This is a genomic window from Bartonella melophagi K-2C (genome assembly GCF_000278255.1).
GTDB lineage: Bacteria > Pseudomonadota > Alphaproteobacteria > Rhizobiales > Rhizobiaceae > Bartonella > Bartonella melophagi.
Map to the genome: position 1 here is coordinate 86,152 of NZ_JH725084.1, position 15,904 is coordinate 102,055.

At 35.9% G+C, this 15,904-nt stretch carries 10 protein-coding genes, 2 tRNA genes and 1 pseudogene; 9 read left to right on the plus strand and 4 right to left on the minus strand.

Annotated features, from left to right (window positions below; translation table 11 throughout):
- Window positions 1–190 precede the first annotated feature (190 nt).
- The gene (locus ME3_RS05555; RefSeq protein ID WP_007477861.1) at window positions 191–2,071 is read left to right on the plus strand and encodes an AsmA family protein; all 1,881 of its coding nucleotides are present in this window, start codon (window positions 191–193) and stop codon (window positions 2,069–2,071) included.
- Window positions 2,072–2,163: 92 nt separating this feature from the next.
- On the opposite strand, the gene ME3_RS07045 is transcribed toward ME3_RS05555, so the two are convergent.
- Window positions 2,164–2,307, minus strand: a complete 144-nt coding sequence (locus ME3_RS07045; protein WP_007477862.1) for a hypothetical protein — start codon at window positions 2,305–2,307, stop codon at window positions 2,164–2,166.
- Window positions 2,308–2,534: 227 nt separating this feature from the next.
- Here ME3_RS07045 and ME3_RS05560 point away from each other — a divergent pair, with 227 nt between their 5' ends.
- Together ME3_RS05560 and ME3_RS05565 are read left to right on the plus strand one after the other, a co-directional pair.
- Window positions 2,535–3,278 (plus strand): 16S rRNA (uracil(1498)-N(3))-methyltransferase, encoded by a 744-nt coding sequence (locus ME3_RS05560; protein WP_007477863.1) that lies wholly within the window; start codon window positions 2,535–2,537, stop codon window positions 3,276–3,278.
- A gap of 69 nt (window positions 3,279–3,347) precedes the next feature.
- Window positions 3,348–4,721 carry a glutamate--cysteine ligase gene (locus ME3_RS05565; protein ID WP_007477864.1) on the plus strand — a complete coding sequence of 458 codons (1,374 nt, stop codon included), beginning with the start codon at window positions 3,348–3,350 and terminating at the stop codon, window positions 4,719–4,721.
- A 259-nt stretch (window positions 4,722–4,980) separates the two neighbouring features.
- Here ME3_RS05565 and rpsU read toward each other — a convergent pair whose 3' ends face one another.
- Window positions 4,981–5,214, minus strand: coding sequence for a 30S ribosomal protein S21 (rpsU, locus tag ME3_RS05570; protein WP_007477865.1), 234 nt, complete (start codon window positions 5,212–5,214; stop codon window positions 4,981–4,983).
- 447 nt (window positions 5,215–5,661) lie between these two features.
- Window positions 5,662–5,738: transfer RNA gene (locus tag ME3_RS05575), tRNA-Arg, on the minus strand.
- 365 nt (window positions 5,739–6,103) lie between these two features.
- Between ME3_RS05575 and ME3_RS05580 the strand changes: the two genes are divergently transcribed.
- The 3 genes from ME3_RS05580 to pgi all read left to right on the plus strand — a co-directional run bounded on the left by ME3_RS05580 (window position 6,104) and on the right by pgi (window position 12,221).
- Window positions 6,104–7,246 carry an efflux RND transporter periplasmic adaptor subunit gene (locus ME3_RS05580; RefSeq protein WP_007477866.1) on the plus strand — a complete coding sequence of 381 codons (1,143 nt, stop codon included), beginning with the start codon at window positions 6,104–6,106 and terminating at the stop codon, window positions 7,244–7,246.
- Entirely contained in the window at window positions 7,243–10,383 is a 3,141-nt protein-coding gene (locus ME3_RS05585; protein WP_007477868.1) for an efflux RND transporter permease subunit, read from the plus strand. The genes ME3_RS05580 and ME3_RS05585 overlap by 4 nt, the downstream gene beginning before the upstream one ends.
- Before the next feature lie 188 nt (window positions 10,384–10,571).
- On the plus strand, window positions 10,572–12,221 hold the full coding sequence (gene pgi / locus ME3_RS05590) for a glucose-6-phosphate isomerase (protein WP_007477870.1): 1,650 nt from the start codon (window positions 10,572–10,574) through the stop codon (window positions 12,219–12,221).
- A 34-nt stretch (window positions 12,222–12,255) separates the two neighbouring features.
- Here pgi and ME3_RS05595 read toward each other — a convergent pair.
- Window positions 12,256–12,345 (minus strand) — tRNA-Ser (locus ME3_RS05595).
- 274 nt (window positions 12,346–12,619) lie between these two features.
- Here ME3_RS05595 and rplU point away from each other — a divergent pair.
- The 3 genes and pseudogenes from rplU to ME3_RS05610 all read left to right on the plus strand — a co-directional run.
- A complete protein-coding gene (gene rplU, locus ME3_RS05600) occupies window positions 12,620–13,096 on the plus strand; it encodes a 50S ribosomal protein L21 (RefSeq protein WP_007477871.1) in 477 nt (158 codons plus the stop codon).
- Window positions 13,097–13,107: 11 nt separating this feature from the next.
- Entirely contained in the window at window positions 13,108–13,362 is a 255-nt protein-coding gene (gene rpmA, locus ME3_RS05605; RefSeq protein ID WP_007477873.1) for a 50S ribosomal protein L27, read from the plus strand.
- 1,726 nt (window positions 13,363–15,088) lie between these two features.
- A pseudogene (locus ME3_RS05610) lies at window positions 15,089–15,904 on the plus strand (hypothetical protein); the annotation flags it as partial.

Genomic DNA, 15,904 nt, shown 5'->3' on the forward strand with positions numbered 1-15,904 from the left:
TTGGAGAGTAGTGGAAAATAGTTGCCTTATAAAGAGAGAGTAACATTGTTGTTTCAATAAAATTTGAATAAAATAAAGATAATTGAGTTATTAAATAGATATAGCAGATTATAGGATTATCAAAACCATTTTTTAATGATCATTTAGTTTCGTTTTAATCTATTATAGGGTAAAAAATATAGAGGAAATTGTGCTCATCAGAATAATAAAATTTTTGAGTGGGGTTTTTGTAGCAGTTGTTTTTTTGCTTGGAACTTTTGTTATCGTTTTACCTTATCTTGTATCAACAGACGCGATTCGTGTCCGAATGGCACAGGATTTAAGCGCGTGGACAGGCTATAATGTGCAATTGCGTGAACCACCACGTTTGAAACTTTTTCCTTATCCAAAAGCATTTCTTTCAGGAATTACTTTAACATCCAAAATTGATGATGTTGCACCTTTAATGGAAGCTGAATCGATAGAAGTAGATCTTTCTTTAATTGATCTTCTTAGAGGATGTGTTTCTTTTTCAGAAACACGAATTGTGCGTCCACAATTTGTTATGGAAAAACCTTTTAAAACAGTGTCTGATTTTTTTAATACGCTTTCACGATCGCAAGGTACTTTGGGGTTAGCAGTACGTAATGCTCGTGAAATTATTAAACTCAATCCTGATCAACCAGATATAGAGAGCCTTTTAAACCAACCTTTTGGACGTATTGTTATCGAAAATGGTATTCTTATTTATCGCGATAGTGTTTCTGATGTGACAGAAAAAATAACAGGACTGAATGTAACTATCGATTGGTCAGAATTAACACAAGCAGCGCGGTTTCGCGCAAATGCTCGTTGGCATGGAGAGTTAACGGAATTATTAATTAATGCTGATCAAGCTTTATTGCTTTTAGCAGGGGGGCAAAGTTCGCTTAGAGTGAGCTTCAATTCTTTGCGTGGTGGTATAACATTTACGGGGAAAGCACGATTATCTGAATATTACATTTTTGACGGAAAAGTATCGATGCGTTCTCCTGGCTGGAATCAAACATTGGCTTGGATTGGTGGAAATCAGTTTTGGGGAGGAAGATTAAAGCTACCTATTGTATGGGAATCTCATTTTTTAGCACAGCCAAAACGTATTGAAATGAATAATATTACATTTAATATGGGTACTGCAAATGCGCGTGGAGCTTTGGAATTTGATTTCCAAAACCGTGTTCCTAACATAATTGGATCTTTAGCTTTTGATGGTATGAATCTTAATATATTGGAGTCGATGTTTTCACCACTTGGTGAGGAAAATAAATTCCTTGATGCAACAATTTTTGATCGTATTGGATTAGATGTGCGAATTTCAGCACCCCAAGCAAAAATAGGTAAAATTGCACTTACAAATTTGGCAGCAGCAATGCAAATTAAAAATGGGCATGGGATTTTTGATCTTGGAAATGCAAATATTTTTGGTGGATCTATTCAGAGCAATGTTCAAATTGTACCAAATGGTAAAAAGGCGCGTTTTGAAGGGCGCATTTCGGGGACTTCTGTTGATGCGCAAACTTTTTCAGAGGCTTTAGGATTAACTCCATCTATACAGGCTAAAACTGACTTCATTGTAACAATACAAATGCTTGTTAGTAGTTGGTCAGAAATTCTTGAGAAAATGCAGGGACAATTAACAGTGAATATGCCTTCTGGCCGATTATTGAGATATGATTTAAATGAATTTCAGCACAAATTTTCAGAGAATGAACAGTTTTTTTTAGTAAATAACCACGTGTTTTCAACACCTTTTGAGCGTTTAAATATTAAAGCAAAATTTTCTGATGGCATAGTAACGGAGATAGAATCATTAATGTATACGGCAGATTGGAATTTATCTATTAGTGGTTCCATTGCAGTGCCTATCACCAAGAAAAAGCAGAAGGATTTCATATTGCAAGGACGATTACAGAAAAATAATCGTTCAGATACTTTATGCAAAGATGTTCAGTGTCTTACTAATAGCCTTGTGCGGCCTTTTAGTTTTTCACTTAGCTCTACGGGGCAGTCTCTAGGACAATTTTTTGTTAAGAAAAATATTGATGAAAATTAAATCTTTATTTTTCATTGTTGATTTTGATTTTAGAAAATCACTCAACAAATATTGTTTTAAAATGAAATTTAAAGACTACACTCGCGGGCTTTCTAACGCATCTGGGAGGAAATACCGTAACCATCTGTGGCAATTATATGCTTTCCCTTTGTTCCAACTGAGCTAATTCCTATAGTGATCAGAATAAAAGCTAAAATTGTGGCAATAGTAATAACAGTGGCTCTTTTAGCAGACATATCTTCCTCCAATCATAGGGCAAATCGTTGAGTGCAAGAGAGAGTATTTTGTGATCAATTTTTATGCGAACAGAATCATTTAACATTCTATTTATTCCAATTATTATAAATAAAAGTAAATAATTCTACTACTCTTCAATATATTGTAGTTCTATAGGGCTGTTTTTTGATTGTAGTTTTTGTTTTATCATCTTGACGATTGTAATTTGCTCTGTCACAAATTTTTTATGCATGTGAATTATAAATTTCAAAGGTTGTTTATTCAGCAACCACTTTCTTTGAACAGAAAAATAGAGATAGAAGGAGTTCAAGTTTCTTACCTTGTGCATGTTTTGCGCATGAAAGAGGGAGCTCAGATTTTGCTTTTTAACGGGCAAGATGGTGAATGGTTGGCCAAGATTACTGCTATTAAAAAAAAGTTTGTAGTGGTTCAGCTTATTCATCAAACAAGGCTTCAAGCAACCTGTTCAGATCTTATTTATTGTTTTGCTCCACTTAAACATGCGCGTTTAGATTATATGGTACAAAAGGTTGTAGAAATGGGGGTATCTATTTTGCAGCCTGTTATAACACATCATACACAAGTTTCTCGTATCAATATGGCACGTATAAAGGCTAATATTATTGAAGCGGCTGAACAATGTGGCATTTTATCTTTACCGGAATGCTTACCTGCTGTATCGTTAAAAACACTTTTAGAACATTGGGATAAGACACACTCTTTGTTCTTTTGTGATGAGTCGCATGAAATACAAAATCCATTACCTCTTTTAAAAAAGCATGGAACTATTCCGCTTGGTGTTCTTATTGGACCAGAAGGAGGATTTAGTGAAGAAGAACAGGTCCTTTTAAGAAAACATTCTTTTGTGATTCCTATATCATTAGGTCCACGTATTTTACGTGCTGATACTGCAGCTGTTGCGGCTTTGGCCCTTATTAATACTACAATAGAGGCTTGGTCAATTGATTAAGAAGCTTGCAATATCATTTAAAACAATTCATTTAAAATAGTGGAACTTATTGATAAGGTAAAATAATTTATGGCGCTTGATACAACTGATGAAAGTGAAATTCACAATTTAGATTCTCTAGTTGGTTATCTCCAAGAGGGTTGTAAAACAGAAAATGACTGGTGCATTGGTACAGAGCATGAAAAATTTCCATTCTATATAAATGATTTTCGTCCTGTTCCATATGAAGGTGCAAAAGGTATTCGTGTACTTTTAGAGGGGATGCAACAAGCTCTAGGGTGGAAAGCTATTTTAGATGAAGGAAATATTGTTGGGGTTGTAGAATCAGCGGGGCAAGGTGCGATTTCTTTAGAACCTGGTGGGCAGTTTGAATTATCTGGTGCACCAGTGAAAACGGTTGGCCACACTTATTGTGAGCTGATGGAACATTTGACTCTTCTCAAAAAAATTTCGGGACCATTAGGTATCGGTTTTTTAGGTATTGGGGCTAGTCCAAAATGGACTTTAGCTGAAACACCGCAAATGCCCAAATCACGTTATCAAATTATGACTAAATACATGCCAAAAGTTGGTCATAATGGTCTTAATATGATGTATAGAACAGCAACTATCCAGGTGAATCTTGATTTTTCATCTGAGACTGATATGCGGCGGAAAATGCAAGTATCCATGAAATTGCAATCCATTGCAACAGCATTATTTGCCAATTCGCCTTTTATCGAGGGGTGTCCAAATGATTTCTTGTCTTGGCGTTCTCACGTTTGGTGTGATACTGATAATCAAAGAACAGGAGTTCTTCCTTTTATATTTTCCGAACGCTTTGGGTTTGCTGATTATGTTGAGTGGGCACTTGATGTACCAATGTATTTTATTATACGCGATGGGCATTATCATGATTGTACACATATAACTTTTCGCCAATTTATGAATGGAGCATTGAAAGGGCAAATTGTAGATTCAACACCTAATATAGGAGATTGGGTAGATCACTTGTCGACTTTGTTTCCTGAAGTGCGTTTAAAACGCTTTTTAGAAATGAGAGGTGCTGATGGTGGGTCTTGGCAACATATCTGTGCATTATCTGCTTTTTGGGTTGGTCTTCTTTATGATAGCGAAGCACTTAATGAGGCAGAAGCTTTAACGCAAGATTGGTGTTTTGAAGAAGTTTTAGATATGCGTAGACGTGTTCCAAAAGAGGGGTTACAAACGCCTTTTCGTCAAACGATGATTTTAGAATTAGCACGTCAGGCTATTGCGATTTCACGCAAGGGATTAAGAAATCGCAAGCAATATGATACTTGCGGTTATGATGAAGAAAGTTTTCTTAATCCTTTGGAAGAAATGATTGCAGTGGGTCAAACGGATGCTGATAGGTTGTTATCTAAGTATCATTCTATTTGGGACGGGTCTGTGGAACCAGTATTTTTAGAATGTGCCTATTAGATTTTTGAAGTAGAAAAAACTTTTTGTGTCTTTGTGGTAAAAAACATACACGTTTTCTCTTGTCTATTCTTTAAGAATAGCTAAATATTTGTAATTATGAAGCTCTCAACAATAAGCGAGAATCGATAATCATATTTATAGGCACAGAGTAAAGTTTATTTAAAATAAAAAGAGAATTCTATTTACAGATTATCATTTAAGACTGGGTATTTTAATATCACGTAATTCTCTTGTTTATAGCGCATAAACAAAAAATGTATTATCGTATAAAAACAGCTCGGCCGTTATTAATAAGACCTTCTCTTTGTGCGCGTTTACGAGCAAGTTTACGTGTACGACGAATGGCTTCAGCCTTTTCACGAGCCCGTTTTTTAGATGGTTTTTCATAATATCCACGCATCTTCATTTCACGAAAGATTCCTTCGCGCTGCATTTTCTTTTTTAGCGCACGCAATGCTTGATCAACATTATTATCACGAACGAGTACTTGCACAATTTACCTTACTTTGTTTCAATGTTCTAAATAAATAAACAAAAACCCATCACCCTTTGAACAAGATCAAAAGGATTATATTAGCAATGCGCATACCATATAAATAAGGTGGTTGTCTATATTGCTTTTCGAAAACTCTATTTTTTTTGCTATACGCAGTTTTTATAATTAACAATTGCACTTACAAATACGTGTTTATAAAAATTACTAATTTCATTGTTCAAATCAAAAATCAAGATGAATTTTTCAGTGACAAGTAGGGTTAGACATAGATTATGCTATTGTAGTAATTTCTCTATACCAAGGTGGTTAATAGAAAGCGATTCAACATAAAAATAATCAAAAAGTTACAAAAAATTATGAGGTGGGGGAGAAATCAAGAATTCAGTAGAACTAACAAATCAAAAGCTTTTAGTTTGTCTATAGCCTTTTGATTCTACTGATATTTGGCGCACCCGAAGAGATTCGAACTCCTGACCCCCAGATTCGTAGTCTGGTGCTCTATCCAGCTGAGCTACGGGTGCATAAATTTTTAGTCTCTTGATATCGTTAAGACATGGGGTTCCTAATCGTTTCGTTGATGAATTGCAAGTAAAACTTGGTAAAAAAGTTTTTTTGTTTAAAGTTTAAGGTATTTATGATTTCTATAAAGCTTTTGTGTAATATTATTTTTTCATTTGGTTCATGGTAAGAATCTAAGATGAACGATAGTTAACTTGACGGTCTGTTCCATGAAAGATAGTCAAATTAATAAGATTATATAGATGAGATACGTTTTTGCAGTGTGGTTACACTATCTACGATTCGATTTTTGCAAAATTCGAATGTTGCTGCTGGAGACTATTTCAAATGCATTGGTATAAGTAAACGACGAAGCAAGGATAGATGTATGGGGTCACTGAAAAAGATCATTCCATTAATGCTTTTGGGTGCTATTTGTATTGCCATTTATTTTTGGCCAAAATACAATATAGAATACCTTGTTCATACAGAAGGTACAACAAAAAATGCACCACATGCTGCATCAAAAGCACCAATGGGAATGCCGCCGGTAAATGTTGTCGTTGATCTTGTTAAAGTTCAGGATTTTTATGAACGTCTTAATGCTATTGGTAGTGGACGGGCTATTGCAGCGGTCAATTTAACTCCTTGGTCAGGAGGTGTTGTTGATAAGATTTTTGTGTCTGCCGGTACAAAAGTACAGATGGGTGATGCGATTGCAAAGCTTGATTCTAAAAAGGAAGAAATAGCAGCTGCAAGAGCAAAAGTTCAACGCGACAATAGTGCCTTAACACTTTCACGTATTCTTAAATTACGCGCGACTAATACAGCAACAGAGGTTCAAGAGATTACTGCACGTTTAGAATTAGAGAATGCAAATTTAACTTTGTCTGATGCTGATTTAGCACTTGATCGGCGCACAGTTCGTGCGCCAATTAATGGAGTTGTTGGTATTTTACCTACTGATGTGGGAAATTCTGTTGGCCTTGATACTGTGATAGGTCATATTGAGAATAATGAACGTATTTTGGTTGATATCTGGGTGCCTGAACGATATGCATCACGTATCCACAAAGGGGATGAAGTGACTGCAACCTTAATAGCCCAGCCGGATAAGACTTTTGTTGGCCATGTGTATGCGCTTGATAATATGGTTGATACACAGAGCCGCACACTTCACGTTCAAATTGAAATCCAGAATGAAAAAAATGTACTTATGTCTGGTATGTCTTTTTCTGTTATGTTTCAATTTCATGATGGCTCTTTCCCAGTTGTTGATCCTCTTGCCATTCAATGGAACAGTAGGGGGGCATTCATTTGGCGTGTGAGAGAGGATAAAGTAGAATACGTTCCAGTATCGATTATTCAGCATAGAGCAAATCAAGTATTTGTAAAAGCTCCCTTGAAAGATGGTGATCAAATTGTTGTTCAAGGGGTGCAAATGCTTCGTCCAGGTGGTCATGTCATTATTAATGATTCAAAGACTCATCAAAAGCAATTATCAGAAGCTAATAGGCAGGATGGGCAATGAGTCAAAAAGTTGAGAAGCAACAGCCTTTAGCAAAGTCAGAACAAAGCAGTATAATGGCGTTTTTTATTCGCAGGCCAGTTTTTACCTTTGTTTTAAATGCTATGATTGTGATTGCAGGGATTTCTGCATGGATGAGCGTTGATGTGCGTGAATTGCCAGATGTAGATATTCCAGTGGCAACAATTAAAACGACTTTTACTGGTGCATCGGCAGAAACAATTGATCGTGAAATTACGAAAGTTATAGAAGATGCAGTTTCTCGTGTATCAGGTGTTAAAACAATTTCTTCAACTTCCTCTTTTGGTCGTTCCCGTGTGGAGGTTAAATTTAATGTTGGTGTTGATTTAAATGTTGCGGCATCTGACATTCGCGATGCTATTTCTCGTATTACCTACTCTCTGCCAAAAGATGCGGAGCCACCTATAATCATTAAAGCAGATTCAAATGCTGCTGCGATGATGTATTTGGTTGTAACATCACCAACGATGAATATTGATGATTTAACAACGGTTGTGAACGATCAAATTGTTGATGCACTTTCTGCTGTTGATGGTGTTGGTGATGTGCAGGTTGATAACGCGCGTGTGAAGATTTTTCAAATTGATATTGATCAAGCAAAGCTTGCCAGTTATGGGTTAACTGTAGGGGATATTTCACGTGTTCTGTCTGATATGACCACTGATGCACCTGTGGGATCATTGCGTAATTCCGAGCAGGCTTTAATTGTGCGTGCAACCGCTCGTTTAACGACACCAGAAGCTTTTGAACAAGTTGTTTTAAAGCCTCATGTACGTCTTGGTGATGTGGCGCATGTTACTTTATCCCCTGATGTAGAGACAGTTATTCTTCGTGTAAACGGGAAGGTGGGGATTGGGTTAGGTATTGTGCGGAAGGCTCAATCTAATACTCTTGATATTTCCAAAAATGTTCGAGCGGTTGTTAAACGTCTCAAAAATGTTCTTCCTCCTTCTGTCCATATAAGTATTCCTAATGACGATGCTATTTTTATTAAGAGTGCTCTTCATGAAGTTGAGGTTGCATTAGCTATTGCTGTGCTTAGTGTTGTTTTGATTATTTTTCTATTTCTAGGAGATGTTCGTGTAACACTTATTCCCGCTGTGTCTATTCCAGTAGCTCTGATTGGGACAATCGCTGCAATTTATCTTGCGGGCTTTTCCCTAAATATTCTCACATTTTTAGGGCTTGTTTTAGCAACAGGGCTTGTTGTGGACGATGCAATTGTTGTTCTTGAGAATATTGTTCGGTGGCGCAATATGGGATTTGGTGCTCGGTCAGCAGCGGTGTTGGGAACACAGGAAGTATTTTTTGCTGTTGTGGCAACGACATTAACTTTGGTGGCTGTTTTTGTACCTATTTCCTTTCTTCCTGGACAAATAGGGGGGCTTTTTAGAGAATTTGGTTTTGTGTTAGCAGTGTCTGTTCTGCTTTCTTCGGTTGTTGCTTTAACTCTTTGTCCTATGCTTGCTTCACGCTTTCTTAAAGAAGAAAAGCATGTTGAAGATGATGAACAAAAGGAACATCGTTTAATTTTTCTGTCTCGAATGAGTGCTTTCTTTAGTAGGGGATATGCTCATAGTTTGCATAAATGTTTGGAACGACCTTGGATTGTTGTCTTTGGTTCGCTTATTTTCTTCGTCCTCTGTATTGGAGGCTATATGACGCTTAAGCAGGAGTTGACGCCAGCAGAAGATAGGGGAATTATTTTTTTAGTCATTAGTGGGCCGCAAGATATTTCAGTACAGTATCTGAATGAACAAGTGCAGCAAATTGAAGCGAGTTTAAAGTCGTTGCGTGATTCTGGTGAAATTGTGAACAGTTATTCTATTTCTGGAGCTGGAGGTTCATCTAATAATGGTTTTCTTATTTTGTTGCTTTCGTCTTGGGATAAGCGTTCACGTAGCCAGCAAGAAATTCTAAAAGATGTTAATGCAAAAGTTAGGCAGTTTCCAGGAGTTTTTGCATTTGCTGCACAAATTAGTTCTTTAGGGGTTTCAGGAATTGGTCAAGGATTGCAATTTGCGGTTGTTGGAGATAATTACACCCAACTACAATCAATTGCTGATAAGCTTGTAAGCACTTTGCGTACCGATCCACAATTTGTTCGTCCGCGGCTTACTGTTGATGCTACGCAACCTCAATTTTTTATTGAAATTGACCGAGAAAAAGCTTCTGATTTAGGGATTGATATTACTAATTTGGGTGATACATTGCAAACAATGGTGGATGGAAAGCAGATTGGCTCGATTTATGTGGATGATCATGCCTATGATGTAAAACTTACATCGCGTAAAAATCCTATTAATAACCCTGCTGATTTAGAGAATGTTTTTTTAAAAACCAAAGATGGTAAATATGTTCCTTTATCAGTTATTACGGATTTACATGAAAAAGCTATTGCGCCTCAATTAAAACGAGAAGAACGCATGAGTGCTGTCGTTATAGGTGCAAATCTTGCTCCAGGAGTTTCTTTAGGAAGTGCTTATAAGACTGTAAAAGAAGCCGCACTTCCTTTATTGTCAGAGGGAAATTATATTATTCCTTTAGGGGATGCTGCAACACTTGGTGAAACATCTTCTGATTTAATGATCGTTTTTGGAATTGCTTTTGTAATTATTTTATTGATTTTAGCTGCGCAGTTTGAAAGTTTTGTTTCAGGCTTTATTATAATGGCAACTGTACCATTAGGGGTTGGTTGCGCAGTAATTGCCATGCTTTTGGGCGGTGTTAGTCTCAATATTTATAGTCAAATTGGTTTAATTTTATTAATTGGTATTATGGCTAAAAATGGTATTCTGATTGTTGAATTTGCAGATCAGTTACGTGATCGAGGTAAAAGTGTACGTGAAGCTGTAGAAGAAGCAGCTAATGTTCGCCTTAGACCAGTTTGTATGACAATGATTTGCGCTATTTTAGGGGGTATTCCTTTGGTTTTAGCAAAAGGTGCTGGTGCAGAAGCTCGTGCAGCTTTAGGTTGGGTTATTGTTGGTGGTTTGGGTTTGGCAACTATTTTTACCCTTTATGTAACGCCAGTTGTTTATCTATTTCTTGGACGTTTTATAAAATCAAAAGCAGAAGAAGCTGAATGTTTGACAAAAGAACTAAGTCAAGTCAAATAACTGCCTTCGAATAGACGATTGACACAGTTTTTTTACTTTTGTCTAAAATACTATTTGAGTGCTTATCTTTCTATTTTTGTGTTATTTCATATGTGAGCAGTTAAAATGGGTTAGAGTATAGGAACTATCCTCTATTTTAGAGTCATTTGTGTTTTGATAGTATTGTCAATGACCATGGGAAAATAATTATGGTTCGCAATGAAAGAGCCTTTGAAGTAGCTTTGAAGGCTTTGAAAAAGCATATTATAGAAGATAAGGTTTGTGATATTCGTCGACATTTTGCAGAAGATAAACAGCGCTTTACTCGTTTTTCTTTAAAACTTGATAATTTCCTTTTTGATTTTTCAAAGTGTGGTGTAACATTAAATACGCTGAAACTCTTAGATAATCTTGCTATTGCAGCAGATGTTTCAGGCAAGTGTAAGGCGATGTTTTCGGGTGAAGCTATTAACGTAACTGAAAAACGCTCGGCTCTTCACGTTGCGTTACGTTTGTCTTCTGATGAAGTTTTTATGTTGAATGAGCGTAATATTGTTCAGGACATTCAAGCCGTTCTTACCCGTATGGAAAAATTTTCTGAAATGGTTCGTTGTGGTAACTATAGAGGGTATAGTGGTGAGAGGATAATTGATATTGTAAATATTGGTATTGGAGGGTCTGATCTTGGGCCTGCAATGGTTACCAATGCTTTAAAACCTTATCATGATGGACCGTGCTGCCATTTTGTTTCTAATGTGGATGGTGCGCATATTGTTGATGTTCTTGCTAATTTGAATCCGGAAACAACGCTTTTTATTATTGCTTCTAAAACTTTTACAACATCTGAAACAGTAGCAAACGCTAAAGTTGCACGCCAATGGATCAGTTCACATTTAGGAGAAGAAGCGGTGAAAATGCATTTTGTTGGTGTTTCCAGCGCGGCCGATAAAGTGATGGAATTTGGTATAGATTCTTCAAGGTTTTTTGAATTTTGGAATTGGGTTGGAGGGCGTTATTCAATTTGGTCAGCGATTGGTCTTGTTGTTATGTTGGCAATTGGTAGTCAAAATTTTCGCCAGTTTCTCAAGGGTGCGCGTCAGATGGACGAGCATTTTAAAACTGCACCTTTGCATAAAAATATTCCGATTCGATTTGCTCTTTTAGGATTCTGGCATCGTGTTATTTGTGGTTATTCATCACGTGCAGTCATTCCTTATGCGCAGCGTTTAGTACGCTTTCCAGCTTATTTACAGCAGCTTGATATGGAATCAAATGGCAAACATATTTCTTTAGATGGCAAACCAATAGGCTTTTCAAGTGGTCCAGTTGTTTGGGGCGATTCGGGGACAAATGGACAACATGCTTTTTTTCAATTTCTGCATCAAGGAACGGATATCATTCCTGTGGAATTTGTTTTATTTGTAAAAGGACATGAACCACATTTAAGTCATATGCATGATATATTAATGGCTAATTGTTTGGCGCAATCAGAAGCTTTGATGAAAGGCCATATTATTAAAGACAGTTGGAACACTGTTATTAATAATGCAATTAATGATAATGAAGCGAATAATTTGGCGCTTCATAAAAGTTTGAAAGGAAACCGGCCAAGCATTATGCTAATTCAGGATTTATTAACACCCTTTACGCTTGGTCGTTTAATAGCGCTTTATGAACATCGTATTTTTATTGAAGGTGTTTTAATGAATATTAATTCATTTGATCAATGGGGTGTTGAATTTGGTAAAGAGTTAGCAAATGAATTGTTACCCGTTATACGTGGAGAATTCAGAGCTAATAATCGTGATAGTTCAACGTTAGGACTATTGGCACATATTCAAGAGAGACGTGTTGAATAAAGAGGTTCAAGAATTATCTCAATTTTCTTAGTATTGGCGGAGAGAGAGGGATTTGAACCCTCGATAGGGTTGTCCCTATGCCGCATTTCGAGTGCGGTGCTTTCAACCACTCAGCCATCTCTCCATATATAAATTGCAATAAAGTTTTTTCATTATATAATTTGTTATGATACTTGATAATCTTCAATTGTTTTAAGTACAACCTTTTTTTGCTTCTTTGTTGGCTTTTCTTGACAGAGAATAGAAATTCTATCATATATGTAAATGTTAAGGGGCTTGCGCTCTAAAAGGCGCTATTTATCCCTTTTAAATTATTACGGCTGATAAAAAGAAGCCTATTTCCCCTGCTGAGTAAAGCAGAAGTGAAATAAGAGCGGGATCGAACGAAAGGATAAAAAATGTTCGCAGTCATTAAAACGGGTGGTAAGCAATATCGTGTTGTTGCTAACCAGGTAGTAAAAGTTGAAAAGATCATTGGCAATGCTGGTGATATCGTTAAATTCGACAATGTATTGATGATAGGTGAGGGGGAGAGTGTAGCTATTGGTGTGCCTGTTATCGCTGAGGGTTTAGTTATAGCTGAAATTGTAGAACAAGGGCGTGCTCGTAAAGTTATTGCATTTAAGAAACGGCGTCGTCAAAATTCGAAGCGTACTCGTGGTCATCGTCAAGAAATAACGACACTTCGCATTTTAGAAATTTTAGCGGATGGTTCAAAGCCTAAAAAAGCAGTAGCTAAGTCGGTTGAAAAGAAAGCAGCTGTACCAAAAGAGGCAAAAACTTTTACTCCTCCTAAAGAAACTGTCACAAAAACTGCTAAAAAAAAGGTTGCGTCACAAAAAACGGCTGCGATATCAAAAAGTAAAGAAGACTAAGGGAGAATTCCATGGCACATAAAAAAGCTGGCGGTTCCTCACGTAATGGCCGCGATTCAGAATCAAAACGTCTTGGCGTTAAGAAGTTTGGTGGTGAAGTTGTTATTGCGGGAAACATTATCGTACGTCAACGCGGTACACGTTGGCATCCTGGTGAGAATGTTGGTATTGGGAAAGATCATACTCTTTTTGCGCTTTCAAATGGGAAAGTTTCTTTTCGTAAGAAAGCAGATAATCGAGCTTATGTTTCAGTTATTCCTATGTGATGGGGATAGAGGTAATCTCGAGATTCGTTAAATAGATCGGTATATATTGGATTTTGGTTTTAAAGCTTTGGGGCATTAAAAAATAATGTCTCATCTTTTATTCTAGATATACGATAAGTGTTAGAGCTATATAAAAAACTGATACAAAACAGAATTTTCTAATTATCTTACTGAAAGATTCGTTTTAGGTTTCCTTTATGTTGGAGATATTGAGTGATAACTTGGATTCTACAACAGGTTTTTTCTGTTTATACAATTTTACTTAAAAATGAAACTTTGATTGCTCAAGTTTATCCTTTGAGGGTGGAATGCCGCGGTATTGCTTGATCTTAGAATCGAGCAGGTAGGCACTTCATAAGTGTATTTTAAAGATAAATGGTTCTTTATTGAGATGTGCTCTGTTGAATTATTTATGTTGGGTGTTTAATTTAACTGAACTCAAATCCACAGTATAGGTTATTCATTTTTAAATAATATTTCATACAGCTATTTTATTAGTATACGCTTAATATTTTCAACAGTTTGCACTGTAAGCATCAATTTTAGGATTGAGATTAAGTAGGTGTTGCTTAGTGAATATAGGCGACTGTTATTATAACTAGTTTTATGAAGAGATAGCCATAGGTACTGTCTATTACGTTAGCACTATATGGAAATTTGTTTATTAATTAATTACACAACGATGATAAACATAATTCTATTTATGGTATCAATTCTTTTCTATTGAGTATTTCTGAATTATTTGAATGAGAAAAATCGTAATGAAATAAATTTGTAATTTTTATTTAGGGTTATTTATTGATACATAAAAAAGCTTCACTTTACTTTTGTGTGGGCTATTATAAATGATTTCTGAGTTAATTACAGATTTTAAGGATTCTGGCTCGCTTATACAATAAAATGGCTACAAAACGGGAGTTTTTTATGCGAAAATATCCTGATGATGGTACTTTGTAACTTTAATGTCGTCGTTAAGTGAGTGTTTAAATATTATTGAAATATTTTTTGAACAGTCTTTCCATTAATTTCTAACGATTTTACTTATAAGCTCATTATGTTGTTTATATATTACAAAAAACCAACATATGATGATAAATTATAAGATTAAAATAGCAATATTTTGTTATTAAAAAATCAATTACATCTGTACAGTATTTTTCCATAAAACAAAATTGCAATACTGAAAGATTTTTTAAATTATCTGATAATTGTATCGTTGTCTATAATAACGATTATTTTTCAGCTCCTTATCATATAAGTTTCAAGGTTTTAGAAGTGCACTGTAGATATCATTAAACATAAAATGCATCTCAGAGTTCGTTAGAAGCTGTCTTATAAAATATACAAAAAATTATTTATTGGTGCTCTTGCCATTTTATTAATGTGCATTATTTGAAGAACAAATTGATATTTAATGAAGAAACTTTTACGGCAAAATAGATTATATTTAATGGAGGTTATGCAATATTTTTAAGAATAAGTTGTATATTTTCTTTGTTTGAAGAGCTTGGATTAAGAGGGCTCTAATCTTTTCTAAACTCCAATATTTTTAAGAGATTTTAGAACGATGCTGAAATAAACCATAGCATCGAAAAAATTGTTTTTACCTTTTTTCATTTTTTCCTAGTGTGCAATAGTGGCTTTGTGAAGGGCTTTCCTTTGTTTTCTGTGATGATGTCGGTCTTCTATTTAGTGCTTCGATATTTGCTTTATTTCAAGGGGTGTTATGCAAAAAATGTATTTAAGCTCAAAAAACAATGAATTGAATTATTATCATTTCCTTTATGAGTTACCTTGGGTCAAAATAGTTTCGTTAGGAATTGCGATGGCGATGCTTCTATCGAGTGTTTCACCAGTTTTTGCTTCTTCGAATGGCCAGGGTATTGAATGTGGTTCAGGTGCGCACGCAGAAAAAGAACAAGATACTGCGGTCGGCAAGAAAGCAGAAGCTAAGGGGGATGGTGCTACGGCTGTAGGTTCCTCTAGCCAGGCTGATCGGCAAAATTCTACAGCAGTAGGTTATTACGCAAAAGCGTTGGGCCATGGTGGGACAGCTATAGGTACTTCAGCTACTACTATGACTGGCCATAGTAGTAGTGGGACTACGTTAGATACAGCTATTGGTTATATTGCAAAGTATTTAGGGGGTGGCGCAGCAGTTCGTGAGGATGGTTTTTTCGGGCCACGATATATTTTATCTAAAGTTTCTACAGATGGGACTGTGGAACGGGCTGATTTTAATGATGTTGGTAATGCCTTTAAAGAACTTGATGCAAATGTTAGGAATGTCAATAATCATTTAAAATATCTATCCAGTAATCTTACGGAAGAGATCAATAAAATTTCTGAAAAATTTAAGCATAATACTTTGTTATGGAATAGACGTGAAAAAGCTTTTGTTGCACTTCATACAGAAGGAAAGAGAAGAGAAAATAGCAAACTTACATTTCTTATGGATGGAGATATTGCTTCTAACTCCACTGATGCTATTACAGGTAATCAACTTTGGGCAGCGTATGAAAAGGTTAACCATCTTGAAGAC

Coding starts and splice junctions, on each gene's coding strand:
- ME3_RS07045 (WP_007477862.1), bottom strand. CDS start 2,307: ATGTCTGCTAAAAGAGCCACTGTTATTACTATTGCCACAATTTTAGCT.
- ME3_RS05560 (WP_007477863.1), top strand. CDS start 2,535: ATGCATGTGAATTATAAATTTCAAAGGTTGTTTATTCAGCAACCACTT.
- ME3_RS05565 (WP_007477864.1), top strand. CDS start 3,348: ATGGCGCTTGATACAACTGATGAAAGTGAAATTCACAATTTAGATTCT.
- ME3_RS05580 (WP_007477866.1), top strand. CDS start 6,104: ATGGGGTCACTGAAAAAGATCATTCCATTAATGCTTTTGGGTGCTATT.
- ME3_RS05585 (WP_007477868.1), top strand. CDS start 7,243: ATGAGTCAAAAAGTTGAGAAGCAACAGCCTTTAGCAAAGTCAGAACAA.
- pgi (WP_007477870.1), top strand. CDS start 10,572: ATGGTTCGCAATGAAAGAGCCTTTGAAGTAGCTTTGAAGGCTTTGAAA.
- rplU (WP_007477871.1), top strand. CDS start 12,620: ATGTTCGCAGTCATTAAAACGGGTGGTAAGCAATATCGTGTTGTTGCT.
- rpmA (WP_007477873.1), top strand. CDS start 13,108: ATGGCACATAAAAAAGCTGGCGGTTCCTCACGTAATGGCCGCGATTCA.